The following is a 26,352-nucleotide window of genomic DNA, read 5'->3' on the forward strand; positions in this document are numbered from 1 at the left end:
TAGCCATAAATGTTAATTTTTATGCTTTAGTTACATTTTTAGCATAAAAAGTGTCGGGGTCTCTCAGGCCTTGCCACTCATGTTGAAGTAACTAAGCGAAACCACTAAAAACAAAGCAAACAATTAACACCCTAAACACAGCGCAAACAATTTACTTCACATTTCGGTAAAGTTTTTGTCACACAACTTTTCTATGTTACTCCGCACTCGTATGGATTAAACCAGCGTAAAACAACGACTCAGGAGAGAGAAATGAGCAAGGAAATATTTAACCCGACTCGCTTTAACAAAAGTGATAATCCAGATTTTGACCAAGTATTAGAAGCCCACTTAGCGCGTCGTAGCGTATTAAAAGGCGGTCTGGGTTTGGGGGCAATGGCCACTTTCGGCGCCTTTGGGTTAGCGGGTTGTAACTCCAGCAGCAGTAATACGGCTGCACCCGCAGTGTCTACTGCCAAGTTAGGCTTTAACTCTATTGCGGGTTCCAAAACCGACGCTGTGAATGTGCCAGAAGGCTATAGCGCACAAGTGCTAGCGCCATGGGGCCAACCGCTTACCGACCAAGCTTCGGCTTGGCAAGCTGACGGCAGCAACAATGCCGTAGATCAAGAGAATGCCATGGGCATGCACCACGACGGCTTACACTTCTTCCCCTTAAATGACTCTGGTAGCGACGGCCTGTTATGTGTTAACCACGAATACATCGACCAAAACGCTCTGCATCCCAATGGCAGCGATGCCGATGCTAACGGTGTTCGTAGCAGTGTTGATCAAGTGCGCAAAGAAATTAATGCCCACGGCGTTGCGGTAGTACGAATTCAGCAGCAAGATAACGGCCAATGGATGGTGGTAGATAATGATCCACTTAACCGCCGTTACACTGGCGCCACCACCATGGATATTTCAGGCCCACTTGCTTACTCGGATAAATTGGCAACGCCATTTTCACCCGATGGCAGCCAAGCGCGTGGCACTTTAAACAACTGTGGTAACGGTTATACTCCTTGGGGCACTTACCTTACCTGTGAAGAAAACTGGCCGGGCTACTTCATCAACACCGGCACCACTAGCGCCGACCAAGAGCGCATTGGCATTACCACTGCAGGCACTGGTCGTTATGGCTGGGAAACCCTTGCGGGTAATGCAGCAGAGCGAGTCGATGAATTCTCTCGTTTTAACATCACACCAAGTGGTAACAGCGCCATGGATGACTACCGCAACGAAGCCAACGGCCACGGTTTCATTGTGGAAATTGACCCCTACACCGCAAACTCACGCGCAGTAAAACGTACGGCCTTAGGTCGTTTCCGCCACGAAGGCTGCACCTTTGGTCAGCTAAAAGCAGGCCAACCAATCAGCTTCTATTCTGGCCACGATTCGCGCTTCGAGTATATGTATAAGTTTGTTTCAGCCGCAGCCTGGGATCCAAGCGATGCGAACGCGAGCGACCGCTTAGCCATGGGTAACAAATACATGGACGAAGGAACACTGTATGTGGCTAAGTTTGACGCAGAGGGCGTCGGTAGCTGGCTGCCATTAAGTATGGATGGCGCAACCAAAGACGGTGCTAGCCTAAGCGATCATTTCAACAGCTTAGAAGACATTATCCTCAATACCGCGGGAGCCGCCGATTTAGTGGGTGCCACCCCAATGGACCGTCCAGAATGGTGTGCCGTAGACCCGATCACTGGCGCGGTTTATCTGTCACTCACCAACAATACCCGTCGTAACGAAACCACTGGCACCAACCCTGCTAATCCACGCCTAAACAACAAGTTTGGTCATGTGATCCGTTGGGACGAAGGTGAAACGGTGAGCGAATTTACATGGGATATTTTCGTGTTTGGCTCAGACGCCAACGGCGATGCGGCAACTAACTTGTCTGGTTTGAATGAGTTTAACCAATTTGCTAGCCCAGATGGTTTGAACTTCGATGAGCGAGGCATACTGTGGATCCAAACCGACAACGGTGCCAGTGAAGTCACTAACTATACTAACGACCAAATGTTAGCGGTAGTGCCTTCTAAGCTCACTGACAATGAAGGTAATCTGGATACCATTAACGCCGACAACCAAGGCGAATTACGTCGCTTCTTTGTAGGACCCAACGGCTGTGAAGTCACGGGTTTCACCATCACCCCGGACAACACCACCATGTTTGTTTCGATTCAACATCCTGGTAACTGGCCATACAGCAACAATGCTGCTGAAGCCACGCCGACCGGAGTAAACGTTCGCCCTCGCGCGGCTCTGGTTGCCATTCGCAAAAACGATGGCAGCCCACTAGGGGTTTAATCAGCCCATTTAGCGTCACTAGGCAGGCCTTATGGCCTGCCTATTTTAAACAACTCAAACCTTAAGGAAATAACATGGCAGGAATTAGTATTTGGCAGCTAGCCATCATCGCGGTAATCGTCGTATTGCTATTTGGCACCAAGCGCCTACGCGGACTAGGCGGCGACCTAGGCTCCACCATCAAAGGCTTTAAGCAAGCGATGGCTGAAGATAAAGACCAAGATTTGCTTAGCCAAACCAAGCAGACCACCGCAGAAAGCGCAGAGCTTAAACAACAGCAAGGTAGCTAAAAGTGTTTGATATCGGCTTTTGGGAACTTAGCCTTATTGCCGTTGTGAGCCTGGTAATCATTGGCCCGCAGCGCCTACCCGACACCCTGCGCAATGTGTTTTCAGGCTGGCGACGCGTCAAACAGATGATGAGTCAGCTGGGCGCAACACTAGAGTCTGAATTGGGTTTAGAAGAACTGAATCAGGGGATAAAGCAAGCGCAACAGCCGCTAGCCAGCCCCAAAGTGCGGCCTCGAAAAAGTGCAGCGAGCGAGAGCCAACCAAATCAAGCCCCCCCATCTTCTAATACTGCTATCAAGGAGCAGGCATGAGTCTCAACCGCGCCTTAGTGCAACACCTGGTAGAACTACGCAAGCGCCTATTGCTGGCGCTAGCATCGGTAATATTCTGCTTTGTGAGTTTAGTGTACTTTGCAAACCACATTTATCAGCTACTCGCCAGCCCCTTAATGCGCTACTTACCAGCAGGCACCAGTATGATCGCCACCGATGTGGCGACTCCTTTCTTTACCCCCATCAAGCTCACTTTGTTCTGCGCCGTCGCGTTGTCGGTACCGATGATCTTGTATCAACTTTGGCAATTTATTGCTCCAGGCTTAAAACGACAAGAGCGCAACTTGTTTGCCCCCATGTTGCTATCGGGATCCTTGTTATTTTACCTAGGCATCAGCTTTGCCTACATGGTCGTGCTGCCAGCAGCCTTTAGCTTCTTCACCGCCACTACGCCGCAAGGCGTTACTATGGCGACTGACATCAGTAGCTACCTCGACTTCGTACTGGCGCTGTTCATGGCCTTTGGGCTGGCCTTTGAAATTCCCATCCTTGTATTTCTGCTCTGTAAACTGGGGCTCTGCGAAGTCAGCGAGTTAACTAAAGCAAGACCACACGTGGTGGTAGCCAGCTTCGTATTGGGCATGCTACTCACTCCACCCGATATTATCTCGCAAACCTTGCTCGCAATACCGATGTGTTTGTTATTTGAACTAGGCATACTGGCTAGCCGCTGCTGGATTAGCACCACGCCAGAGCACACGGCTAAACTAAGTATATAAGCGCTTAAACGCAGCCGGCAAGGGACATTCAAGTCAACACTAGGGCATGTTGCTCTTTCGTGAGTATTTTTTGAGCGACATGATAAGAAGTTATAATTTCTTTCGCCAAAAACAAACCACCGCTCCAAATCATGCCAAGCGGTGAACAAAACGAACCAAAAGACAGCAGATATTAAAATAGCAGTTTTAATTCATGTTGTTATGGTAAAAATCCACGATGTGCAAGCGGATAGCTACAGTGATTAGGGAGAAGCTTAAATACCGACTCCGAGAGAATGATATGAGGTTATCAATGTATAGCCAACATCAAACCAGCGTTTAGCTGCACCCATCCCTTTAATCCGTTGTGATTATGCTGGCGCTTATAATGTCGCAGTGATTGCCCTGCCCCTACTACGCTAGCAAAGTGATATTCTAAGCCCGTACTCAAAGCTAACCAGCTTTCTTCATCAATTTGTAAGCGTTGCAGAATAGGCGTTTGCACATCATCAATATAACCGCGTTTATCTTTTCTGATGACTCGACCTGTAAGCGCCACCAATTGCAGGTAATCTTGTAGTTCAAAGGGTAGGCCTTTAGGCATGGTTTCATTAGGGTGACCCGCAAAGGGCATCAGAACTTTGGACTATTGGCCTTGCTTGGCTTGCCGAATACGCCATTTGATACTGGTGTGGGCTGAGGTTTCTGGCGTTGCGGCGATATTTGAGCGGATTGGATTTAAGTCGACATAAGCCATGCAAGCCGCAAGCGCTGTTTCATCGAGTAGCGCTTGGGATATAAAGCGGCCTTCCCAAAAACGTCCCGTACATTTATCTTCCTTATTTGCTTCTCGAGCAATATGTTCATTTAAATAGCGCATAAACCAGCTCAAGTCATAGAATCGAGCGCGATAGACTTCTGCAATGGTGTGAACGGCTTGCAGTTGCACTTCATCGAGCTTTGAGCGTAAGTCTGGATTAAGGGACATCTGAGCCAGTAAGGTGCCTTTATGCAAACGATGCCAGCGCTCTAGCACCTTATCTTATCAACCACGCTTCGGCTTGAGCCTTATCAATATGCAACACCACATGGCTGTGATTGTTCATGACTGCATAACACAAACAACAATGGCAAACACCGCTGCGAGCTTAAGCAAATAATCTTCGACCCACTGGCGGCGGTGCTCTTAGCTTTTGCCGATTTGCTAGTCTTCGCCACACAAAAACGCCCGTCGAACACAACGCGAAACACAATGATAGTAAGGTGTATCCGATAAGCTTACTTGCGAGCGTCTTGGCCGAGGCATAATGATAACTCCCCAAATAAATGGCTATTGGCAATTCAAACTATTGCAAGCGTTTTGTTAGTTGGGTGGGTGTCTTGTTTGATGCTGTGTTTGATGTTGGCCAGTTTTCTAGTGGCATTTGAAGTCGGTTAAGAATGTTTTCAGTACTAGCAAATTAGAATGGGTGTCTCAATAATTCCTTAGAATTCTCAACTAAAAGTGTCCAGTTTGGGTTGACCAGTACAGTGGGTCTTGTTTGATGCTGTGTTTGATGTTGGCCAGCTTTCTAGTGGCATTTGAAGTCGGTTAAGAATGTTTTCAGTACTAGCAAATTAGAATGGGTGTCTCAATAATTCCAGTACTAGCAAATTAGAATGGGTGTCTCAATAATTCCAGGTGTTCGTAGCGATCTCAGCGCTATAGATACCACCTCCACCGACTTTATGCAGCAAGCGTTAATCCCCTCGGGGAGTGAAACCCATTCCGGTGAAGATGTCGCCGTATTTGCGATGGGACCTCAATCTTACCTGCTTCAAGGTGCGATTGAACAAAGTGTAATCTTTCACGCCATTAACCAAGCAGCGGCCTTGGGCGGCAACGCTTATATAGGTAAGGAGTAAGACCATGAAACTGAATTATTTAGCCTTATCCATTGCAGTCAGTTCGACACTTGTCCTCACAGCCTGTAATAACGACGATAACAACAGCGCTTCTGTACAGCGCAGCGAATGGATTGCCCCTAGCAGCGAGAGCGCCAATCCAGCAGCAATTAACAGCTGGTACAATGCTGGCGTTAAAGCCGTTGCCGAAGCGAAAATGGCTTGGCAAAAAGACACCGCAGTATCCGCTTTAAGCACCGCACAAGGCAAAGCCAAAAACGTAATTTTGTTCATCGGCGATGGCATGGGGATGTCTACAGTCACCGCTGCGCGGATCCTGCAAGGACAAATCAATAACCCGGCAGGCGGCGAAGAAAATAAACTTAGTTTTGAAACCTTCCCCTTCACCGGTTTATCTAAAACCTATAATACCGATGCTCAAACACCGGACTCTGCAGGCACCATGACAGCCATGATGACTGGCGTGAAAAGTTTTGCTGGCGGGATTAGCATCGCCGAAACCGCTACCCGCGGCGATTGTGCCAGCGCCCAAGGCCAAGAACTGACAACCGCCCTCGATCTGGCCAAAATGGCAGGTATGAAAGCTGGGATTGTTTCTACCGCACGAATTACCCATGCAACGCCTGCCGCCACCTACGCCAAAGTACCAGAACGCAACTGGGAAAATGATAACGAAGTGGTTACGGGTTGTAGCGACATCGCCAAGCAACTGATTAACTACAAAGTAGGCACTGGTCTAGACGTGGTACTCGGCGGCGGTTTACGCAACTTTACCCTCACCACTGATGGTGGAAAACGCTCTGACCAAGACTTAACCCAAGCATGGCAGACCGCTCATCCAAATGGCAGTTTTGTGAGTAATCGTGATCAATTCATCACGGTTGACCCAAGCAATACCAGCCAATTACTGGGTCTATTTGGTAGTTCACATATGGACTATGAAGCCGACCGCGAAAAATATGGTAGTGCCAGCCAACCTTCACTCGCTGAAATGACCGAAAAAGCCATTGAAATGATGCAAGGCAACGAGCAAGGCTTCTTCCTAATGGTAGAAGCAGGCCGTATTGATCACGCGCACCACGCCGGTAATGCCAGTCGTGCACTGAAAGATACCATTGCCTTATCCGATGCCGTGGCAATGGCCGACAGTTTAACCAATGATGATGACACGCTAATCATTGTCACTGCCGACCACTCCCATGTATTCACTATCGCGGGCTACCCCCGCCGTGGTAATCCGATTTTGGGTCTAGTGGAAAATCAAGATGGCAGCATCGCCAAGGCTGGAGATGACAAACCCTACACCACCGTTGGATATACCAATGGCCCCGGTGCAGCGGGTTCATTTAGCGATGGCACGCGAGCGGACTTAAGCCAAGTTAAAGTACAAGACTTGGATTTCATGCAGCAAGCAGCCGTGCCCATGGGGAGCGAAACCCATGCCGGTGAAGATGTTCCGGTTTACGCCAAAGGACCAGCCGCAAGCCTGATCCGCTCTACCATGGAACAGAATGAAATTTTCCATGTCATGAACTTTGCCAGCAACTTGGTTGAACGCGCGAATGCCGTTGAATAAATTAATTGGCAGCACATTTTATTAGTACGATAAGGGGGCCTAGCCCCCTTTAAAGGATCATCAATGTCTCGACGCTACACCGCCTTTATTATTTTGTTGTTCAGCCTGCTGAGCAGCCATGTGATGGCTTTACCCGAAGTGACGGCCACCTATCAAAGCACCTCCAAACAAGGCTTTAATAAGAAAGTTTCAAATTTCACTTTCAGTCGCAATAATCAGCAAGTGGTGACCATCTATCCACAAAAAAATACAGCTGAATATTGGCAAAAGAGTGCCGATGGCCGCCACCAATTTTATCGTTTTTTTACCGCAAACCAACGCAGTGTCTATTACCCTAGCAGTGACTTACGCAGCCTTAACATTAATCGTAATTGGGATAGCATCGAGCAATTAGTACCCGCAATTTGGCTGACTCGCCTGAAAAAAATGCCCGCGAGCCAACAAGCAGATAGCAGCACTATCGAACACTATAAAGGCCAACTTGGTGAGCTATGGATTGAGCTGGACTGGCGCAGCGAACAGCAAATTCCGCAGCGCTTACTCACTAAAAAAGGCTATAAAAGCAAAGAGCTAATATTGCAGGACTTCAGTCTCGACACCAAGTCCATTCAACAACAGCTTGTCGGTTGGATGCGCTTTTCGTCGATTGATTATGCTGATGTTGGCGACAGTGAAGATGACCCTTTCCTTGCTCAAATGATCAATCAAGGTTTTATCGAACATGCCGCGTCTAGCGTCTATGATGCGAACGGCAAAATGATCAAAAGTGGCCACGTCCACTAAAGGAATGCAGCGAGGCCCACTTGGCTTCGCTTACATCGGGCAAACAACCATTAAGCTTGCTGCAACGCAGCTAAGTCGTGACCAACAATCGCGGCTAAATTTGCAGTGATTTTTTCCGCTGACCAATCCCACCATGCAATTCGAAGCAAAGCTTCAATAAGCGATGGCTCAAAGCGATTTTTAATAACTTGAGCAGGATTCCCCCCCACCACACTGTACGCGGGGACATCTTTGGTCACCACCGATTGACTAGCAATCACCGCACCGTGACCAACTTTAACCCCGGGCATAATGGTCGCTTGATAACCAATCCAAACATCGCTGCCAATTTCAGTATCACCTTTAAAGGGTAATTCTCCCGCTTGAGGCATGGCTTTTTGCCAACCTTGACCAAAGATCTGAAATGGGTAAGTCGAAAATCCTGAAACTTTATGATTGGCACCATTCATGATGAATTTCACATCTTTGGCTATTGCACAAAATTTGCCGATAAGCAGCTTATCGCCAATGAATGGAAAGTGATAAAGCACATTTTTTTCAAAGTTTTCAGGCCCATCGGGATCATCATAGTAGGTGTAATCCCCCACCAAAATAAATTCACTTTTAATAAAGTTTTTCAGGTAACCCACTTGGGGAAATCCCTTCATCGGTTGTTTATCATCAGGGTTGGGACCAAACAAAATTACCTCCTTACGGGAATACGAGTGAATCATTGCAGTTAATGCATTCATGATGCGCCGATAAACATTCAATGTTATACAGCGCAAGACTGTTGTTATCTCCGATGAATATTCATTGGTACTTAAAAACGCCTCTCCGTTCGTTTGGTTATCGCTTGGGAATCATTTCCGAGACAGTTTTAAGCGGCGAGCAATTCATTAACCATTCTCTGTGGCCAGTATGTATATCCGTCTGCTCTTGAACAAACGAAAATCCTTGCTGCAAATAAAACTGACAAGCGGGATGATTATTTTTATAAACAGTCAACATCAACTCATGACGCTTGCGTTTCGCATCACCGATCAGCGCCTTACCAATCCCTTGACCTTGCAACGATGGCTTTACAAAGAGAGCTGCCAGCGTATTGCCATGCAGTGCGTAAAAACCACCAACGCTTGATTGCTGCTGGTAAACATAAACTTCCGAACTCGGTAAATAAACATCCCGCATAGTTGCAAGTTGAGCGTGCCAAAAGGAAGATTCAACAAAATCATGGGCGATGCGCGAAGCATCAAGCCAAATATTGAGAATTGAGTCCATATCATCAACTTGGAAAGGTCGGATCATAAACTACTCCAATCGGTCAAAACGAGAGATGGCTTTTAGCAAACTTAAAACTAAACAACAGTTTCCCACGCAATGTTCTGTAATTGTTATGCCACACTAGTTTTTCTATAGTAATGGCGGTAATAGCCGATTAAGTTGCTGGTGATGAATAGCACTTCCATTAATACTGCAGTTGGTGAACCGACCAGATAATTGTGGACCAGCCAAAAACAAGTGCCAACGATCATCAGCTGCCTTAGTCTTTGGTCATTGCTGTTGAATGCGGCGACCGTTTGAAAGACCGAGCCTAAGCAACTCAGCATACTAGCGACACCTGCATAAGTCAGCACCGTCGCAAATACAGAAGTGAAACAAAATAGATATTTAAGCTTAGCCGAGCTTGAAAAAATACTCACGAAGTATCGGATCGTAGCTATCCCCATGAGACTGGTGGCCGTCCACTGACCCAGCAGCGCAAAATGCAAAGAGATTAAAATCCCAGCACAAAACAAGCATGTCACTATTTTTGCTCTCTCACGAAACTGAAACGACATAAAGTCGCAGCAAATAGCGACGGCAACGAATAATTGAGAGATTAGAAATAACGACATAAGGGCCTATTACATATTGATCATTATAGTGTAAATAACTGGGAGCTTATTCAGGCGAAACCGACCGGATTAAAGCTTTGCGACTAGATCCATTCTTGATCTGCATATGCCACTGTCATATCGCTTTCTAAGGCCCCGGTATGCGCGGTACTGGCAGGCTCTATCATCATGAAATGAGTGTCTGGCTCTGCACGAGGGCAATGCTCCACACCTTTTGGTACAACAAACATCTCCCCTACACCTAGCTCAATATCCTTATCTCTCAACTGAATCGTGAGATGGCCTTTAAAAACCATAAATAGCTCATCCTCGTGTTGATGTTGATGCCACACCAGTTCGCCACTACCTTTCGCAATTTTAACGAGTTGTCCGTTAGATTGAGCAATCACCTTAGGCGTCCACTCTTCGCTAAACAATTCAAATTTATGACTAATCGTAATCTTACTCATTTCATTCCTTCAGTTTTATTAGAAATAAAAACAGATAATAAGCATATCTGAGCAAACATGGCCAAAATACATCATCGCTTAAATCATTAAAATGTCATGGAAAGCTTGGCTAGAAAGCACCTTCAATCATTACCGTTTGGGTTCGGGCAAAACCGGAGGCGTGCTATCCATATAAGTTAAGAAGTTTTCCCATAGCTGATGCGTCCGCAGTTTGGTCAGCTTGGTTTTACAAGACAGTGCCATCACGCCTCGAATCGATCCCTCCCGCCACTGGGTATACACAGAATCACAGTGCGATTTATAGTATTTTCGCCAATCTTGCTGCGCCAATTTAATCGCGTCAAGCAATTCAGGATCATCCTCATTGTGCTTTAAACTGGTCGCAAGATAGCGTTGCATTTGCTGTTCGGCCAAATCTAATTCGATTCCAGCACAGTAATTAATGTCGAGCGTCGAATAGGCTTTTTCACAATCTATGGTTTGTTCTGTTGCGGAAACTAAAAACACAAAACATAAGCCAAGCAAACACCAATAACGATTCATCATCTTCCTTTTCACCAATTTCGAATTAAAAATTAGTTTAACAGTAAGTCGATTTAAACACTCACCTTTGATGGATGGCTGAAGCTTTAATCAGTTATTGATGGGCCATCAAGCGTTTATTTTCGCTGCGCCCTTTAAGGCAGCGCTACGTCACTGAACCCGATAGCGCGAGGGATGCTGAAGATGCCGAATTCATCAGAAACCTTCGGCAATTCAAGCACGAGAGATTGAAACACTTCTAATTTAAATGGTCGGGATAAAGAGGTAAATAATACGCCCGGTCATACAAGGCAAGTCGCGCGTTGATGCATCATGATTCATCATTCTCTCGCATACATCACTGAGCTCAGCCTTTAATAAATCAAGCTAAATTGCTTACGATAACCTTTGGGGCTGATCCCATTTAGTTTTTTAAACACTCGAGAAAAATACAGAGGATCGTTATAACCCACCTGTAAGCTAATCCGGCTAATACTCACGTTATTGGTGATCAACAACTGCTTGGCGCGGCTAATTCGTTGATCGTCTCGCCATTGAGTAATGGTCATGCCCAGTTCATCACGGAATAAGTGACCCAGACGAGAGCTCGATAAACAGACTGTTTCAGCTATCTCTTGGTATTGAAAGTCTCGCGTTAAATTGCGAGTCATAAAATTAATGGCGGTTTCGATACGTGGATCTAAAGCCTTGCTACGTACATCCGGTTGCATCTGTTTACAGCGCAGTAACAACTGCTCTAATAAATTCAAGGACAACTCTACATCGAAGGGATCGCCAGTTTTCGAATGACGTTCCACATCTTGAAATAGATGTTCTAGTTCAACTTGCTGTTCCACTCCCGGCTTGGGAGAGAAATAAACACCATTTTTGATTTGTGCCCACTGTAGCCAGTCTTGCCAAAAAGCACGCGGACGAAAATAGACCCAGCGATGTTTCCAAGTATCACTGTCAGCCTGTCGACGATAATAATGGGGTACTCCCGGTGGGAATAACAACAGATCGCCAGCACTTACATCAAATTGCTTATCCCCTTGAAAAACTGAACCTTGCCCTTCGCAGGTATAGTTGATGATAAATCCCTTCATCCCTTGAGGACGATCGATACAAAAATCTAAATCTTCACCTTTTGTAATTGGGGTTAAACCAGCGACTAAATGCGCATCAAAATTATAACCCGGCTTAAGAGGATCGTTTTGCATATGCTTTAAATAGGTTTTATTTGAAACAATTGTCGAAATCATAGCATTAGATTCTCAGTAGTTTGTGTTTGTTGGATCGCAGATATGAACAAGGGTTGCTTAGCAACCCTTGTTCGCGGGTGATTAACCCAAAGAGTTCAAACGATAATGCAGATTGTTATGGCGTAACTCCATTTGTAAGGAACGGACATCGGTCGAGTTGTCAATAATAATCAGTTCAATATCATGCATTTGTGCATAATCGATCACCGTTTCCATGCTCAAGGCTTGAGTATATACCGAGTGGTGAGCCCCACCCGCATGGATCCAACTCGCAGCGGCAACCGGTAAATTTGGTTGTGGCTGCCATAGCGCATGCGCAACCGGTAAGTTGGGCATGTCTTCGGGCAAATCAACCGTATCCACCGCATTAGCGATTAAACGGAAGCGATCCCCTAAATCAATTAACGACAAGTTAATTGCTGGTCCAGCCTTCGCCGAGAATTTAAGCCGCGGAATATCACACTTACAGCCAATGGTATGGCGAGCAATAATTAGTTCGGGTTTATTTTCACTAATACTTGGACAAACCTCTAACATATGCGCCCCGAGCACCTGATCAACCGCACCGAAGTCGTAGGTATAATCTTCCATAAAGGAGGTACCACCCGCTTCACCTTCAGTCATTGCCTTCACAATGCGAACCAAAGCTGCGGTTTTCCAATCACCTTCACCGCCATAACCATAACCTTTGGCCATCAAACGTTGGGTAGCGAGGCCTGGCAAGTTAGTCAAACCATGCAGATCTTCAAAGCAGTTGGTGAAGGCCATACAACCATGGTCGCTTAGGAAACGCTCCATACCAATTTCTAAACGGGCTTCGTTCACCAGTAACTGGTAACTTTCTGGATCACTCAATAAAGCTTGATCCACTACGTATGAAGCACAATATTCATCGATGAGGCTGGCACAATCATCGTCTGACACCTTGTCGACATAAACTTTAAGGTCACCGACCCCATAGGCATTGACTTCGTAGCCAAATTTAATTTGTGCCGACACCTTATTTCCATCCGTCACCGCCACCTGACGCATATTGTCACCAAAGCGCGCCACTTTTAGGCTTTCGGATTCATACACACCGCGAGTTGCACGGGCCCATTGATCGACTTCTTCCAATACCCGAGGTTCTTGCCAATGCCCAACCACCACTTTACGTGGAACATTCATTCTGGTCACAACAAAGCCAAACTCTCGGCCGCCGTGGGCGCTTTGGTTAGTATTCATAAAGTTCATATCAATACTTTGCCAAGGCAGATTCGCATTAAATTGGGTATGTAAATGCAGCATCGGCTTATTGAGCTGACCTAAACCAGCTATCCACATCTTGGCGGGAGAAAAAGTATGCATCCATAACATGATCCCAGCACAGCTTTCATCGCTATTCGCGCGACGCATCAGTCGACTGATTTCTGCAGCATCGGTGACCACCCCTTGGTCTACAATATTCAGCGAAATCTCTCCGCTGTCATTTAAACCCTGAACAAGCTGATTGCTGTCATTGGCCACTTCTTCGAGCACTTTAGGCCCATACAAGTGTTGCGAACCAGTTACAAACCACAGTGATAGAGTTGAATTAGTCATATAAAAATTTCCTTAATTAACGCGAACCTTTTTGACCGTAATAGGCATTTTTACCGTGCTTACGTAAATAGTGTTTATCAAGCAGCCCCTGATTAAGTGAGCCGACCTGCGGATTCAGTTGACGGGTGTACAGCGCCATTTTTGCTACTTCTTCTAAAACCACTGCGTTATGTACAGCATTCTCGGGACTGGTCCCCCAACTAAACGGACCATGTTCGCTCACCACGATACCTGGCATAGCAAGTGGCGGAGTATCGGCCAGCGTTTCGATAATCACTAAACCAGTATTGGCTTCATAATCGACGTCAATCTCAGACTGAGTGAGTGGCCGAGTACATGGGATATCGCCATAGAAATAGTCAGCATGAGTGGTTCCAAGTGCAGGGATAGCTAAACCCGCTTGTGCCCAGGCACAAGCAAAGGGGGAATGGGTATGTACGATGCCTGCGATCTCTGGGTATTGCTGATACAGAGCCAGATGAGTGGCGGTATCAGAGGAAGGTCGAAGCTCTCCTTCTACGACTTCACCAGCCAAATTGACCACCGCCATATTCTCGGGGCTCAGCTGTTCATAGGCCACGCCACTGGGCTTAATCACCACTAAACCGCGCTGACGGTCGATACCGGAAACATTTCCCCAAGTAAAAGTCACTAACTTGTGCGTTTGCAGCGCCATATTGGCTAAATACACCTGCTCCCGAAGCTGGGCCAGCGTCACCGCGGTATTATCTCGATCAGCCATCAATTTTTCTCCCCTTGCTGAGCGACCAAGTTTTCGACACTCTCACCAAGCTGACGATATTGCAGATGTCGCTGTTGATAGAAAGCTACCCGCTCAGGATTAGGTTGATAGGTTAAATGAACCGCACTAGCCATTGCTTGCTGAGCACTCGCGGTATTGGCATATACTCCAGCAGCCACCGCCGCAAAAATACCAGCTCCAAGAGCGCAACATTGTTCGCTGTCCATGACCAACAGCTCGCAATTCATCACATCCGCACAAGTTTGCATGACTAAAGGCGATTTTTTGGCAATACCACCAATCGCAATCACCCGCTTCACTTCCACTTGTTGATTCACAAAACAGTCCATGATCGCCTTGGCACCGTGCGCCGTCGCTTCGACCAAGCTATTAAAGATCATTGGCGCACTAGAGCCCAAGTTCAGCCCAGCCACCGTGCCCGTGAGGCGCTGATTAGCGAAGGGTGTCCGACGACCGTTATGCCAATCCATTGCGACCGGATCGGCTAAGCTTTGTGCCTGACAATGTTCGCTAAGCAACGGAATTAAACTTTGTTCAAGCTGTTTGAGGGCTGCCGCCGCTTCGGAACTTTGGCCGGCAATTTGCTGCAGCGGCCACAATAGCACTCGCTTATACCAGGCATATAAATCACCAAAAGCCGATTGACCGGCTTCTAAGGCCACCAACTCTGGCATCGCGCTGCCTAATACCTGACCACAAATCCCTTCAATAGTACGCTCGCCCAGCTCGGCCGGATCGACCATCAAAATATCGCAGGTTGAAGTCCCCATCACTTTCACTAAGTCATGAGCGCCCGCGCCAGCCCCGACCGCGCCCATGTGACAGTCAAATTCACCAACGGCTACCGCAATACCGGCCGGTAAACCGAGTTTATCGGCCCACTGTTCGCTCAAATAACCCGCCACTTGATCGGCGGTGAACACCTGTTGATACATGCGTTCACGCATCCCATCTAAGCTCGGAGAAATAGCACTTAAAAACTGTTGATCAGGCAAGCCGTCCCAAGACTCATGCCAAAGGGCTTTGTGCCCTCCAGCACAGATCCCCCTTTTGATACTATCTGGCGCCAAATTATCGGCCAGTAGCGCGGGAACCCAATCGGCAAGTTCCACCCATGCGTAAATCGATTTCGCCAGTTCGGGATCCTGCTCTGCAACCCAAGCGGCCTTCGCCCAAAACCATTCGCTGGAATAAACACCTCCCACATAACGGGTGTAATCTTCAAATTCTCCACCATGAGCAAGCTGATTAATTAACTCAGCTTTCGTTACACTGGTATGGTCTTTCCATAGAATGAACATTGCATTGGGGTTATCTTTATGTTCATCGAGTAATGCTAATACTCTCCCCTGCGCATCAATCGGTGCGGGAGTTGAGCCGGTGCTATCAACACCAATCCCAACAATATTACCTCGAACGTCTGCACTACAGCCTTCCAGCGCCTGCAGAATGGCGGCGCTCATCGCATCGATATAGTCCTGAGGATGATGTCTAAATTGAGAAACTTCGGCCTTGGAATATAAACCTTTCATCCATCGAGGGTATTCACTAACACTGGTACCGACTTCTTGACCATCGTCGGTTCCAATAATTAGAGCCCGTACTGAATCTGATCCAAAATCGAGCCCGATCACATAACGCTGCTTATCCACCCGCCACTCTCCTGATAATTGCTACATTATCAATATAGTGGTCGTTGCTTGGTAAACCTGCCATAAACGATAACGCTATTGTCATGGATATTATCGTTACTTAGAAAATTATCAATCATGGGTCAAAATATTGAGAATCGCTATGAAAAGCCTTTCTTATAGCAAAAATCACGTTTTTTCACGGCAAACATGTACAAATTTGTCAATTCACATACTGGCAACATGTCAATAACAGCTAAATATATGGATAAGAACGCTGTCATGCCAAACTTGTCGTTTTGTTAGCGACTTATTTTTAAAAGATGATGAATACTTGTCCCAGTTAAACGAGAGACGCAATTAGCTCGACCCTTAACTTGGTGAAAGATTAGCTAAATATTTTACACGGAGCGAAAAAATGAAGCTTTATAAAACCCTCATAAGTGCAGCAATGGTGAGCCTGTTGGCGCTTGCGCCATCAATCGCTAGCGCAAAGAAAACCGTTGGTATTGCGATGCCAACCAAATCATCGGCCCGTTGGATCGGTGATGGTAATAATATGAAAGCATTATTTGAAAAAAGTGGATATAGAGTTGTATTGCAATATGCCGGTGATGATATTCCTAATCAATTGGCGCAAATAGAAAACATGGTAGTACGTGGTGTCGACGCGCTAGTGATTGCCTCTATCGATGGGACAACCCTATCGAAGGTACTAGAACAAGCCGCAGAAAGTGATATTCCAGTGGTAGCTTACGATCGCCTCATTAAAGGCTCACCTCACGTGAGTTACTACGCCACCTTTGATAACTTCCAAGTCGGCGTATTACAAGCACAAACCATCGAAAAAGCGCTCGATCTCGCGAACGGCGCTGGACCTTTTAATATTGAGTTATTTGGCGGTTCCCCCGATGATAACAATGCCTACTTCTTCTATAACGGCGCAATCTCTGTACTACAGCCTTACCTTGATAGCGGTAAGTTAGTGATCCGTAGTGGTCAAACTGGCATGGAAAAAGTGTCAACCTTACGTTGGGATGGTGCAACCGCACAAGCACGGATGGATAACCTACTCAGTGCCTACTACACCGACGAACCTATTGATGCTGTCTTGTCTCCCTACGATGGCATCAGTATTGGGATCTTATCTTCATTGAAAGGGGTTGGTTACGGTAGTGGCGACTTAAAAATGCCTTATGTCACCGGACAAGACGCTGAACTGCAGTCAATTAAATCAATTATTGCCAACGAGCAGGGCTCTACTATTTTCAAAGATACCCGTGAACTTGCCAAGGTTACAGTTGGCATGGTTGAAGCGTTGTTAAGTGGCTCCGAGCCACAAATCAACGACACTAAAACCTATGACAATGGCTATAAAGTTGTCCCTTCCTTCCTACTCAAACCAGTTCCAGTCGATAAATCAAACTGGGAAGAAATACTTATTGGTAGTGGCTACTACAGTAAAGACCAGCTGTAGTGTCGATTTGAGACCTTTTGATCCATGGATCAAAAGGTCTCGCTTATTCGATCCTTGATTTTCCTGAGGGAACTATGAATACCATTTTAGAAATGCGCAATATCACCAAAACCTTCCCTGGTGTAAAAGCGCTAAACAACGTCAGCCTCAGTTTAGACAATGCTGAAATTCACGCACTAGTGGGCGAAAATGGCGCGGGTAAATCCACGCTGATGAAAGTTCTCAGTGGCGTATATCCACATAGTAGTTTTGATGGTGAGATTGTTTATCGGGGCCAAAAGCAACAATTTAATACCATTTCAGATAGTGAACACAAAGGCATCATCATCATTCACCAAGAGCTCGCCTTGGTTCCGATGTTATCGATTGCCGAAAATGTATTTTTAGGGAACGAAATCGAAGACAAAGGTGTCATCGATTGGCCACAAACCTTCCTTAAAACCCAAAAAGTCTTGGCCAAAGTTGGCTTAGGCAATGAAAATCCGCAGACAAAAATTCAGAATTTAGGCGTGGGCAAACAACAATTGGTTGAAATTGCCAAGGCACTTTCCAAAGACGTGGAAGTACTTATCTTAGACGAGCCAACCGCCAGCTTAAACGAAACCGATAGTGATGCCCTGCTCGAATTACTGTTAGAGTTTAAACGCCAAGGCATTGCTTCAATCCTGATTTCCCACAAATTGAATGAAGTGGCCAAAGTCGCCGACAAAATTACGGTGATCCGCGATGGCGGAGCGGTGAGCACCATGGATTGTCGCACCCAGCAGATCAGTGAAGATGACATTATTCGCGATATGGTTGGCCGCGAATTACAAGACCGTTATCCACACCGTAAAGCCACCATTAGTGAAGAAATTCTCAGCGTGAATAACTGGGAAGTTTATCACCCACTACACAGTGAACGGCGAATCATTCATAACATTGATTTTGCGGTAAAACGCGGACAGGTGGTTGGTATCGCTGGACTAATGGGAGCTGGTCGAACCGAATTAGCCCGCAGTATTTTTGGTCACTCTTATGGGCAAAAAATATCGGGCGAATTAAAATTACATGGCAAACCTGTCAAGCTCAATACCATAGAAAAAGCCATTGAAGCAGGTTTAGCCTACGTGACCGAAGACCGGAAGGACTATGGTCTGGTGTTAATCGACAGCATTTTGCACAATATTCCTTTGGCAAATTTGTCGGCTATCTCAAATCATACGGTCATTAATAACGCGCAAGAAACCATGCTTGGCAATGACTACAAGAATAAGATGAACATTCGCTGCTCATCACTCAGCCAGCATACCGATAACTTATCGGGTGGTAATCAGCAAAAAGTAGTGCTTGCCAAATGGTTGTTTGCCGATCCAGAAGTCCTAATCCTCGATGAACCCACTCGGGGCATCGATGTGGGCGCAAAATATGAAATATACACACTGATTAATCACCTCGCAGAGCAAGGAAAAGGCATCGTCATCATCTCTTCTGAAATGCCAGAGCTATTAGGCATGTGTGACCACATCTACGTGATGAATGAAGGGGAGTTCGTGGGTGAACTCACTGCCGAACAGGCATCTCAGGAAAAAATTATGCAATTGATCATTCAATCGGGGAGAGAATGAAATGAGTACCAAAGTTGTAAACAATGCTAAAGATAGCGACAACTCGGTGAGTGGATTTGGCGCTGTCACTCGTCATCTGAGAGAATATGGCATTTTATTAGCCCTGATTGTAATTATGGGATTCTTTCAGATTATTACCGAAGGCACCCTACTCAAACCGGTTAACCTTACCAACTTATTTTTACAAAACTCCTATATCATTATTATGGCCTTAGGCATGTTACTGGTGATTGTTGCAGGTCATATCGACTTATCAGTCGGTTCTGTCTGTGGCTTTGTCGGCGCGCTGGCTGCGGTGTTAATGGTTAACTTTGACTTTAACTGGTTTGTTACGGTAATCATTTGTTTAGCCGCAGGTTTCGTGATTGGAGCAATGCAGGGCTACTGGATCGCTTATCATAAGATCCCAGCGTTTATTGTGACTCTAGCGGGCATGTTAGTCTTTAAAGGTTTAACCATTGCGCTGCTACAAGGGCAATCGGTAGGGCCATTCCCTAGTGAATTTCAGGCTTTAAGTTCGGGGTTCATTGGCGATATCTTTGATATGCACAAATTTAACCTCACTTCTTTCATCTTAGGAATTATTTTAGTCTCAGCTTTTATCGGCTTTAACTTACGCAGTCGCCTCAAACAACAGCAGTTGATGCCCAGCGAAGAACCCACCAATATATTTTTACTCAGAATTGGTTTCATCTCCGCGGCGCTACTCTACTTGGTCTATTTATTGTCTACCTATAAAGGTATTCCCAATATTTTAATGGTAATGGCCCTGCTCATTTCACTGTATGTATTTATTACCAATAACACCACTATCGGACGACGCATCTATGCCATTGGTGGTAACGAAAAAGCGGCCTTGATGTCAGGAATTAATACCAAAAAAATCACCTTCTTAACTTTTGCCAATATGGGAATGTTAGCTGCGCTGGCAGGTTTGGTATTTGCGGCTCGACTTAATACGGCGACACCAAAAGCGGGTTTATCTTTCGAACTGGATGTGATTGCGGCGGTATTTATTGGTGGCGCCTCGGTACATGGCGGCGTTGGTAAAATCATGGGTGCGGTGATTGGTGCATTCATCATGGGCGTGATGAATAACGGTATGTCAATCATGGGCGTTGGCATCGACTGGCAACAAGTCATTAAAGGTTTGGTATTACTGGCTGCGGTTATTTTCGATGTTTACAGCAAAAAACGCAGTGCATAAATTTGAATGCTTAAGCCGAAGGACTTAAGCCTATAAAAAAGAGATTAAGTCCCGACTTAATCTCTTTTTTTATGACCGATACTGCTTAGTGAATGCCGAGGACAAATTAGCCAACAGCAAGCAACTCAGGCATCACAGGAACAAATCCCTCTCATAGCAAAATTCCAAGTCGGCACGCCACTATTTTTAGCCCTAAAGCTGAACGGCGACGACGAAGCGACTTGCTATCAAGCGCCCCTTAGTGAAACACCGATACTTGCTGCTGAAGTGCATCAGCCATAGATTGTAATTGCGTGGCACTGTCGGCGCTTTTCGCCGCGGTATTGCGGCCATCGGCATTTGCCTCACTGAGTTTGGCGGCATTGGCGGCAATCTCTTGAGACACCTGCGCCTGCTGTTCAGTCGTGGCGGCGATAGTCTCCGATTGACTGGCAATTAAACTGACTTGCTCAGTAATCTTGCTCAGAGCCTCACCGGTATTAGCGGCATGCTCGGTAAACAACTCACCCCGTTGTTGGCTCTCAGTCATCATGCTCACCGCATTGCCAGTACTGGCTTGCAGTTTCCCAACAATGGCTTCCACTTCTTTCACCGAATCTTGGGTTCGTTTGGCTAAGGTTCGAACTTCATCGGCGACCACCGCAAAACCACGACCTTGTTCACCCGCCCTCGCTGCCTCAATTGCCGCGTTCAAGGCAAGTAAATTGGTTTGGTCTGCAATTTCGTTGATCATTCGTGTTACATCTTGAATATTACGGCTCTCTTCTCCCGCCAAAGCTATCGCATCAGAAGACTGCTTCAGCTGTTGATTCAGCAAGCCAATCTCTGAAATCATCTGCTCAACTAAATGGGAGCCATGTTGGCTACTGCTATCGGCTAAACGCACACTGCCGGCGATATCTTCGACTTGATGCGCCACCGAATTTGCCGATGCAGCCAGTTCTTCTATCGCCGCAGCGACCTGATCCACCTGAAGCTGCTGGCCATCGAGCTGTTGCAAACTATTTTCAGAATCGGTAAATACACTGCTCGCCTGCTGTTGCACACGATTACTCGTGTCTCGAATATGAGTAATCAATTGATTGAGCTCTCTGGCCATTTGGTGCACGCCTGCATTTAAGCGCTCAATCTCGTTATCGGCTTCGGCGTTACCCTCGCCCATCTGTAGGCTCATTTCGCCAGCACCCATGCGTTCAATATTTCCGGTTAAGCTGAGCAAGGGTTTAGTAAAGCGACGCACAAATAAACTGAGCGACACAAAACTCAAAATTGCAGCGAATACAGCAATCATGATCACAATATGCAGTAAATCGCGACTGGCTTCGGTGACTTCCTCCACCAAGGTTCCGCCTAATAGCTTCCAATTCCACCCAGGGACTTCGGCATAAACCAAATACTGTTCAGCAACCTTACCTTGATGCTCAGCAGTAAAGCTAATCACCCCTGAAGCTTGCTCAAAAATCTGTTTAAATAGTTTATGTCCTTGCGCATCGACCCGGTCGATGATCGAAGCTCCATCCTTAATATAGGGATGATAAAGATAGTTCCCTAAGGCCTCACTCGGGCTATTATCCACGACAATACTGTGTCCGGTTTTACCCCAATTAATTTGCGACAAATTAGCGAAAATACGCTGAGTCGGTTCTTCAATGGGGATCCCAATAAAGCTTAAACCCATGACTTTTCCTTGAGGTGTTTTCAAGGGATAGTAATAGGTCAAATAGTCATGACCAAACAATTTGACCTTGGCGTAATAATCTTGACCATTCATCAGACGTTGATAACCCGGATGTTGCTTGCCCAAGCGACTCCCAAGTACCCGTTGACCATCTTGGTTGGTTAATGAGGTGCTCACCCGAATAAAATCATCACCACTGGCAGAAAACAAAGTCGCGACCGCATCAGTATCCTGAGTAAAGCGATCTATTTGACTAAAATCCCCTAACAACGACTGGCCGTTAAGAACAATCTCATAGACCTTAAACTGTTGGTAATTAACCGACTGAGCCAATACTTGAAAGCCGTCGAGATAACCATTTCGAAAGGTTCGCTCCAACACTTTTGCTTGTTTTAAATAATCGTCAAACTCACCAGCGATATTCTCAGCTAAAGCTTCTACTTTAGATCGATGATCGTACATGGTTTGTTCAAACAAAGCTGCAGCGGCTTTTTCATAAACCAGAGAGCTAATCGCACCAAACGCAATCACGATCAATAAACCCACAAATAATTGCAGTTGTAAGCCAATTCGGCGATGGCCAAAACCGTTTAAAATGCAAAATGCTTGCATAAATTTGTAACCTAAAAAAATGTGAATGCGGATGCTACAAAAATGGAAAATTTAAGTAAACACGAGTCACCAATAAATTGCGTTTATTTTGCTATCGATCAATATCAGACAAAAATAAGTATAAGATACCGCACTTGTGAATTTATATTTTTAAAAAAGAATAGAAGGCAATAATTTAAACTAAATTATACGAAATATTTAAAATTAAAGGTTTAATGTAAATAAAACAGACAGTCATTAAACTAAACATCTAAGGAAAGCGCAGGCTTCATCTCAAAACACACTTAAGTTTCGGTCGGCGGCCACAGTGAAACATCCCTTGCTCGCACCAGCAGTAAGCATTTATTCAACTTCGTTATATTTGCAATAGACTGGCGAGGTAGACCCGTATGAAAAAAAACTGAGCGATTGCTTTTAATCCGAAGTACCAGTGAGTGTTTCGAATACCAATATGAAATACTCACAATCACCACAACGTGCCATGAATTGTCCTTAAGGCCGCCAAATTCCTGAAGAAATACAGCAATAGAGAGCTCCTGTTAACGATTCTCTATTGAGCGATATTTTGACAATGATGACGCAGCTTGTCAGGGAAGATATAGACAAATGTAGACTCAAGATTGACACTCTGCGGAACTAACCACCAAGATGGATCGAAGGGGAGTAAATACCAAGCTTGTTGTTGCCAGTGCAACGCTAAATTGGGCTTAAGTTTAGTTGCCGCGAGAGTGATAGCTTGCTGCTGCGACAAGCTTAGATCTTGAATCGCAATGCGCGCCAGCTGCTCCGGACGCAAATCAGCTAAAGCATCGCGAATGCAATGACGCTGCTCATCTGACAAGGCGCTTGCCGCTTCAAATACCGAAAGAGAAGGTGTATTTATCGCAGGCTCCCCCCCCATATCACTGGCGATACTTTGCTTAGCGACTGCTCGCGCTGATTCTTGTAGTATTCGAGCTTGGCTTGTCGACTGTTGAGCTTCCGCCCGTTGCAGCTCGTGGTCTCGCCGCTCCACTCCTCCTACAGAAGACGGACTTGCAACGGAACGAAGGGCTTCGTTTTGATAGCTCAATTCGCTGGGTGTTGCCAGACTTGGATCGTGCATCACGCTCTGCCACAACCACCAGCCCAATACGCCAACACAGCCAATCGAAGCGGCACTGGCCCATAACGGAGCCCCCGCCCAACTTTTGCGACGAACCAAAGGCACTACTTTGGCTTGTTTAGTCTGCTGCTCGGCCAAATTTAAGATCTGCTGATCCAACTCGGGCGAAGGTTGCAGTGGGTCGATGGCTTGCTGAAATGCTTGATCGATTTGCGCGTCACTCGGGGGATTATCAGTATGCTCAGCCATGGTGTTTCTCCCAACATTCACGTAATTGCTGATAAGCAGTGCGTATTCGGCTTTTCACCGCATCGAAGGAGGCATCCAATACCACACTAATTTCGGCAACTGCCAAGCCATTTTGTTTCAACATAAAAACATCCTGCTGCTTTCTCGGCAAGCGCGATACACAGAGCAGAATCACCTGCTTGGCTTGTGCCTGTTGATGACTTAACTCTGGATTTGTGGTCGCCAAAAGCCCCGCTAAGGCCTGTTCATCTTGCTCACCTTGACCACCTTGGCGACGCCAATGATCGGCAATACGGCGACGAGCAATAGTATAAAGGAAGGCCCGAAACTTACCTTCACAGCCCGCATAGACAGAGACCCCCGCCTCACTGGTAACCATCAGGTGGAAACTACTCGCTTGGCTTATCAGCGACTCCCAAATATCCTGAAACACTTCATTAGCAGCTGTTTCAGGCATTTTTTGTCGAACAAAGGCAAATAACGCTTTACGATAACGTTGATACAAGCACTCAAAGGCCGCGAGATCGCCACGCTGTCCATAGTCGAGCATCAGTTGCTCATCACTGGCTAAGCTCATAAGTTTGGGCTTGATTCCTTGCTGGTAAAATACGACCTTGCGGCTGAGAAATGAGGCTTGAGTGGGAATCAAGCAAGGCCGCATTCTGCTGCGCTAAGCTAAACGTTAATCTGACCAATTTAACAAACTCTGCACGATATCCAAAGTTATCCTTGCCTTTAGCCTGATTTGCCCAATCAATAATTTGCTGATAGCTAACATCACCAAGGTAGGGAGCGGCAGTTAATTTTTGGCCAAAAGCCGCCACCGCTAACGCAAACCTATCGTCATCTGATATTTTTGAAAGTGCAATAAAGTCATCTTTGTGGACTCTTTGAAGCTGCTTCGCAGAAACTTTAGAGTGAGCAGTTTTATAACGTAGCCTCAGTTCGGCAATCGCAGGACTAGTTTCTGCCGAGGCTTGCTTCGCTTGCGACGCAGACTGAAATACCAGCGGTTCGATTAAGCCTTGATCACCGACTAAGGTGAGTTCATATATGGCGGTCACACTATGGCCGGCACCGATATCGCCAGCATCCTTTTGATCGTTATTAAAATCGGCACGCTCGAGTTGGCGATTCTGATAACCAAGTAAACGATATTCTAAGACCTGCGCTGGATTAAATTCCACTTGAAATTTTACATCATGAGCGACGGTGTACAGGCTACTCCCCAACTGATCCACCAACACCTTCTGCGCTTCATGGAGGGTATCAATATATGCGGAGACGCCGTTGCCAGTATCGGCCAGTTGTTCCATTAAGTAATCGTTATAATTTCCCTGACCAAAACCAAGTGTCGAAAATTGAACCCCCGCCTTACGCCGCTCGCCTATCAAATGTTTGAGCGCATCCACATCACTCACCCCAACATTTAAATCGCCATCCGAGATCAAGTAAACTTGATTGATACCGCCGGAAATAAAGCCTTGCTGTGCTTGCTGGTAGGCTAAAGCAATACCCGCTTCACCATTGGTGGCTCCACCAGCCCTTAAACTATCAATCGCTCTTTCGATCGTCTGTCGGCTACTCGCTTTGGTTGCGGGCAGTGCCACACTGGTGCCACTGGCATAGGTGACAATTGCCACACTATCATCGGCTTTAAGTTGGCTCAGCATCAACAACATCGACTGCTTGGCTAGCGTGAGCTTATCACTGGATTGCATCGAACCCGAGACATCCACCAAAAATACTAAGTTAGCTGCAGGACGTTGCTGTATGTCCGGTTGGTAACTATTAATACCAATCCGCAGTAAATGATTATTGGGGTTCCAAGGCGACGCGGTAAGCAATGTATTCGCAGCAATTGGCTGCGCTTCAGTCAGAGAATGCGGCATCAGATAATCATAGGAAAAGTAGTTAAGCAGCTCTTCAACCCGCACAGCGGCTTTAGGTGGCATTTGCCCCTGATTAATGAAACGTCGAACATTGGCATAACTAGCCGTATCTACATCAGCGCTAAAAGTAGACACCGGCTGCTCACTCACCAAGTGCACAGTTGAGTCTTCAAGCACTTGATAATTTTCCTGATTGCTTACTTTAGGCAATGATTGTATCTGTGAAACATAACGAAGGTCTGCTTGTGGCGAAAGTTTGGCGTGGCGAGTCAATTGTTGAACCGCCGCGGCTTGCTCTAACCTTTGCCGGGGAATAGCAGCGTCTTCGGCTAAAATCAGCGGCTCGGCGGTTGGAGCTACTGGCGCTTTAGACTGCTCTGCTTGCGTATCGCTGTATTGACCACAGGCGACCAAAGCTGATACAGCTAGCACCAAACCCACAGCGCGCGCCACCGGAGAAAAAGTAGAAACAGAAGAAAATTGCATCATCGATTACCTTATTTAAGAAAGTCTCAACTTAGTAATCGTTGCAAGTCCAAAAACGAGGCTAAAAAAATGAAA

23 protein-coding genes and 1 pseudogene are annotated in these 26,352 nt (G+C 46.2%); 10 read left to right on the plus strand and 14 right to left on the minus strand.

Annotated elements, in window-relative coordinates:
- Positions 1–252: 252 nt before the first annotated feature.
- From ACRRS1_RS14740 to tatC, 4 genes are all read left to right on the plus strand, one after another.
- A complete protein-coding gene (locus ACRRS1_RS14740) occupies positions 253–2,295 on the plus strand; it encodes a PhoX family protein (RefSeq protein WP_432467500.1) in 2,043 nt (680 codons plus the stop codon).
- 74 nt (positions 2,296–2,369) lie between these two features.
- Positions 2,370–2,585 (plus strand): twin-arginine translocase TatA/TatE family subunit, encoded by a 216-nt coding sequence (tatA, locus tag ACRRS1_RS14745; protein WP_432452432.1) that lies wholly within the window; start codon positions 2,370–2,372, stop codon positions 2,583–2,585.
- Positions 2,586–2,587: 2 nt separating this feature from the next.
- Positions 2,588–2,896, plus strand: coding sequence for a Sec-independent protein translocase protein TatB (tatB, locus tag ACRRS1_RS14750; RefSeq protein ID WP_432463588.1), 309 nt, complete (start codon positions 2,588–2,590; stop codon positions 2,894–2,896).
- Positions 2,893–3,636 carry a twin-arginine translocase subunit TatC gene (tatC, locus tag ACRRS1_RS14755; RefSeq protein WP_432467499.1) on the plus strand — a complete coding sequence of 248 codons (744 nt, stop codon included), beginning with the start codon at positions 2,893–2,895 and terminating at the stop codon, positions 3,634–3,636. The genes tatB and tatC overlap by 4 nt, the downstream gene beginning before the upstream one ends.
- A gap of 289 nt (positions 3,637–3,925) precedes the next feature.
- Here tatC and ACRRS1_RS14760 read toward each other — a convergent pair.
- Positions 3,926–4,753 (minus strand): annotated as a pseudogene (locus tag ACRRS1_RS14760) (transposase).
- 521 nt (positions 4,754–5,274) lie between these two features.
- On the opposite strand from ACRRS1_RS14760, the gene ACRRS1_RS14765 reads away from it, so the two are divergent.
- The 3 genes from ACRRS1_RS14765 (at position 5,275) to ACRRS1_RS14775 (ending at position 7,879) form a co-directional block, all read left to right on the plus strand.
- Positions 5,275–5,520, plus strand: a complete 246-nt coding sequence (locus ACRRS1_RS14765) for an alkaline phosphatase (RefSeq protein ID WP_432463591.1) — start codon at positions 5,275–5,277, stop codon at positions 5,518–5,520.
- A 10-nt stretch (positions 5,521–5,530) separates the two neighbouring features.
- Entirely contained in the window at positions 5,531–7,096 is a 1,566-nt protein-coding gene (locus tag ACRRS1_RS14770) for an alkaline phosphatase (protein ID WP_432468978.1), read from the plus strand.
- Positions 7,097–7,159: 63 nt separating this feature from the next.
- Positions 7,160–7,879, plus strand: a complete 720-nt coding sequence (locus ACRRS1_RS14775; protein WP_432467498.1) for a hypothetical protein — start codon at positions 7,160–7,162, stop codon at positions 7,877–7,879.
- Between the two features lie 50 nt (positions 7,880–7,929).
- Here the strand turns inward: ACRRS1_RS14775 and ACRRS1_RS14780 are convergent, their stop codons facing one another.
- The 9 genes from ACRRS1_RS14780 to ACRRS1_RS14820 all read right to left on the minus strand — a co-directional run bounded on the left by ACRRS1_RS14780 (position 7,930) and on the right by ACRRS1_RS14820 (position 15,985).
- Entirely contained in the window at positions 7,930–8,592 is a 663-nt protein-coding gene (locus ACRRS1_RS14780) for a Vat family streptogramin A O-acetyltransferase (protein WP_432464727.1), read from the minus strand.
- 115 nt (positions 8,593–8,707) lie between these two features.
- Positions 8,708–9,166, minus strand: a complete 459-nt coding sequence (locus tag ACRRS1_RS14785) for an N-acetyltransferase (RefSeq protein ID WP_432467497.1) — start codon at positions 9,164–9,166, stop codon at positions 8,708–8,710.
- A gap of 86 nt (positions 9,167–9,252) precedes the next feature.
- The gene (locus ACRRS1_RS14790; protein WP_432467496.1) at positions 9,253–9,756 is read right to left on the minus strand and encodes a YgjV family protein; all 504 of its coding nucleotides are present in this window, start codon (positions 9,754–9,756) and stop codon (positions 9,253–9,255) included.
- 83 nt (positions 9,757–9,839) lie between these two features.
- Complete coding sequence (locus ACRRS1_RS14795; protein ID WP_432452423.1) at positions 9,840–10,205, minus strand: cupin domain-containing protein; 366 nt, start codon at positions 10,203–10,205, stop codon at positions 9,840–9,842.
- A 129-nt stretch (positions 10,206–10,334) separates the two neighbouring features.
- Entirely contained in the window at positions 10,335–10,751 is a 417-nt protein-coding gene (locus tag ACRRS1_RS14800; protein ID WP_432452422.1) for a lysozyme inhibitor LprI family protein, read from the minus strand.
- 350 nt (positions 10,752–11,101) lie between these two features.
- Positions 11,102–11,989: an arabinose operon transcriptional regulator AraC gene (gene araC / locus ACRRS1_RS14805; RefSeq protein WP_432452421.1), complete on the minus strand. Its 888-nt coding sequence runs from the start codon at positions 11,987–11,989 to the stop codon at positions 11,102–11,104.
- Between the two features lie 81 nt (positions 11,990–12,070).
- Complete coding sequence (gene araA / locus ACRRS1_RS14810) at positions 12,071–13,570, minus strand: L-arabinose isomerase (protein ID WP_432459747.1); 1,500 nt, start codon at positions 13,568–13,570, stop codon at positions 12,071–12,073.
- A 16-nt stretch (positions 13,571–13,586) separates the two neighbouring features.
- Positions 13,587–14,312 (minus strand): L-ribulose-5-phosphate 4-epimerase, encoded by a 726-nt coding sequence (locus ACRRS1_RS14815; protein ID WP_432452419.1) that lies wholly within the window; start codon positions 14,310–14,312, stop codon positions 13,587–13,589.
- Positions 14,312–15,985 (minus strand): ribulokinase, encoded by a 1,674-nt coding sequence (locus ACRRS1_RS14820; RefSeq protein WP_432467495.1) that lies wholly within the window; start codon positions 15,983–15,985, stop codon positions 14,312–14,314. The genes ACRRS1_RS14815 and ACRRS1_RS14820 overlap by 1 nt, the downstream gene beginning before the upstream one ends.
- Positions 15,986–16,382: 397 nt before the next feature.
- On the opposite strand from ACRRS1_RS14820, the gene chvE reads away from it, so the two are divergent.
- The 3 genes from chvE (at position 16,383) to mmsB (ending at position 20,255) form a co-directional block, all read left to right on the plus strand.
- Entirely contained in the window at positions 16,383–17,441 is a 1,059-nt protein-coding gene (gene chvE, locus ACRRS1_RS14825) for a multiple monosaccharide ABC transporter substrate-binding protein (RefSeq protein ID WP_432452417.1), read from the plus strand.
- 74 nt (positions 17,442–17,515) lie between these two features.
- Positions 17,516–19,048 (plus strand): multiple monosaccharide ABC transporter ATP-binding protein, encoded by a 1,533-nt coding sequence (gene mmsA, locus ACRRS1_RS14830; RefSeq protein WP_432452416.1) that lies wholly within the window; start codon positions 17,516–17,518, stop codon positions 19,046–19,048.
- A gap of 1 nt (position 19,049) precedes the next feature.
- Entirely contained in the window at positions 19,050–20,255 is a 1,206-nt protein-coding gene (mmsB, locus tag ACRRS1_RS14835; RefSeq protein ID WP_432452415.1) for a multiple monosaccharide ABC transporter permease, read from the plus strand.
- A gap of 238 nt (positions 20,256–20,493) precedes the next feature.
- Here mmsB and ACRRS1_RS14840 read toward each other — a convergent pair whose 3' ends face one another.
- The 4 genes from ACRRS1_RS14840 to ACRRS1_RS14855 all read right to left on the minus strand — a co-directional run bounded on the left by ACRRS1_RS14840 (position 20,494) and on the right by ACRRS1_RS14855 (position 26,280).
- Positions 20,494–22,545, minus strand: a complete 2,052-nt coding sequence (locus tag ACRRS1_RS14840; RefSeq protein ID WP_432467494.1) for a Cache 3/Cache 2 fusion domain-containing protein — start codon at positions 22,543–22,545, stop codon at positions 20,494–20,496.
- 550 nt (positions 22,546–23,095) lie between these two features.
- Entirely contained in the window at positions 23,096–23,899 is an 804-nt protein-coding gene (locus tag ACRRS1_RS14845; protein WP_432452413.1) for a hypothetical protein, read from the minus strand.
- Entirely contained in the window at positions 23,892–24,476 is a 585-nt protein-coding gene (locus tag ACRRS1_RS14850) for a sigma-70 family RNA polymerase sigma factor (RefSeq protein WP_432452412.1), read from the minus strand. Before ACRRS1_RS14850 ends, ACRRS1_RS14845 begins: the two co-directional genes overlap by 8 nt.
- Entirely contained in the window at positions 24,460–26,280 is a 1,821-nt protein-coding gene (locus tag ACRRS1_RS14855) for a vWA domain-containing protein (protein ID WP_432467493.1), read from the minus strand. Before ACRRS1_RS14855 ends, ACRRS1_RS14850 begins: the two co-directional genes overlap by 17 nt.
- Positions 26,281–26,352 lie beyond the last annotated feature (72 nt).

The organism is Agarivorans sp. Z349TD_8 (assembly GCF_050870825.2).
Lineage (GTDB): Bacteria > Pseudomonadota > Gammaproteobacteria > Enterobacterales > Celerinatantimonadaceae > Agarivorans.

Coding starts and splice junctions, on each gene's coding strand:
- ACRRS1_RS14740 (WP_432467500.1), top strand. CDS start 253: ATGAGCAAGGAAATATTTAACCCGACTCGCTTTAACAAAAGTGATAAT.
- tatA (WP_432452432.1), top strand. CDS start 2,370: ATGGCAGGAATTAGTATTTGGCAGCTAGCCATCATCGCGGTAATCGTC.
- tatC (WP_432467499.1), top strand. CDS start 2,893: ATGAGTCTCAACCGCGCCTTAGTGCAACACCTGGTAGAACTACGCAAG.
- ACRRS1_RS14765 (WP_432463591.1), top strand. CDS start 5,275: ATGGGTGTCTCAATAATTCCAGGTGTTCGTAGCGATCTCAGCGCTATA.
- ACRRS1_RS14775 (WP_432467498.1), top strand. CDS start 7,160: ATGTCTCGACGCTACACCGCCTTTATTATTTTGTTGTTCAGCCTGCTG.
- ACRRS1_RS14780 (WP_432464727.1), bottom strand. CDS start 8,592: ATGATTCACTCGTATTCCCGTAAGGAGGTAATTTTGTTTGGTCCCAAC.
- ACRRS1_RS14785 (WP_432467497.1), bottom strand. CDS start 9,166: ATGATCCGACCTTTCCAAGTTGATGATATGGACTCAATTCTCAATATT.
- ACRRS1_RS14790 (WP_432467496.1), bottom strand. CDS start 9,756: ATGTCGTTATTTCTAATCTCTCAATTATTCGTTGCCGTCGCTATTTGC.
- ACRRS1_RS14795 (WP_432452423.1), bottom strand. CDS start 10,205: ATGAGTAAGATTACGATTAGTCATAAATTTGAATTGTTTAGCGAAGAG.
- ACRRS1_RS14800 (WP_432452422.1), bottom strand. CDS start 10,751: ATGATGAATCGTTATTGGTGTTTGCTTGGCTTATGTTTTGTGTTTTTA.
- araC (WP_432452421.1), bottom strand. CDS start 11,989: ATGATTTCGACAATTGTTTCAAATAAAACCTATTTAAAGCATATGCAA.
- araA (WP_432459747.1), bottom strand. CDS start 13,570: ATGACTAATTCAACTCTATCACTGTGGTTTGTAACTGGTTCGCAACAC.
- ACRRS1_RS14815 (WP_432452419.1), bottom strand. CDS start 14,312: ATGGCTGATCGAGATAATACCGCGGTGACGCTGGCCCAGCTTCGGGAG.
- chvE (WP_432452417.1), top strand. CDS start 16,383: ATGAAGCTTTATAAAACCCTCATAAGTGCAGCAATGGTGAGCCTGTTG.
- mmsA (WP_432452416.1), top strand. CDS start 17,516: ATGAATACCATTTTAGAAATGCGCAATATCACCAAAACCTTCCCTGGT.
- mmsB (WP_432452415.1), top strand. CDS start 19,050: ATGAGTACCAAAGTTGTAAACAATGCTAAAGATAGCGACAACTCGGTG.
- ACRRS1_RS14840 (WP_432467494.1), bottom strand. CDS start 22,545: ATGCAAGCATTTTGCATTTTAAACGGTTTTGGCCATCGCCGAATTGGC.
- ACRRS1_RS14845 (WP_432452413.1), bottom strand. CDS start 23,899: ATGGCTGAGCATACTGATAATCCCCCGAGTGACGCGCAAATCGATCAA.
- ACRRS1_RS14850 (WP_432452412.1), bottom strand. CDS start 24,476: ATGAGCTTAGCCAGTGATGAGCAACTGATGCTCGACTATGGACAGCGT.
- ACRRS1_RS14855 (WP_432467493.1), bottom strand. CDS start 26,280: ATGATGCAATTTTCTTCTGTTTCTACTTTTTCTCCGGTGGCGCGCGCT.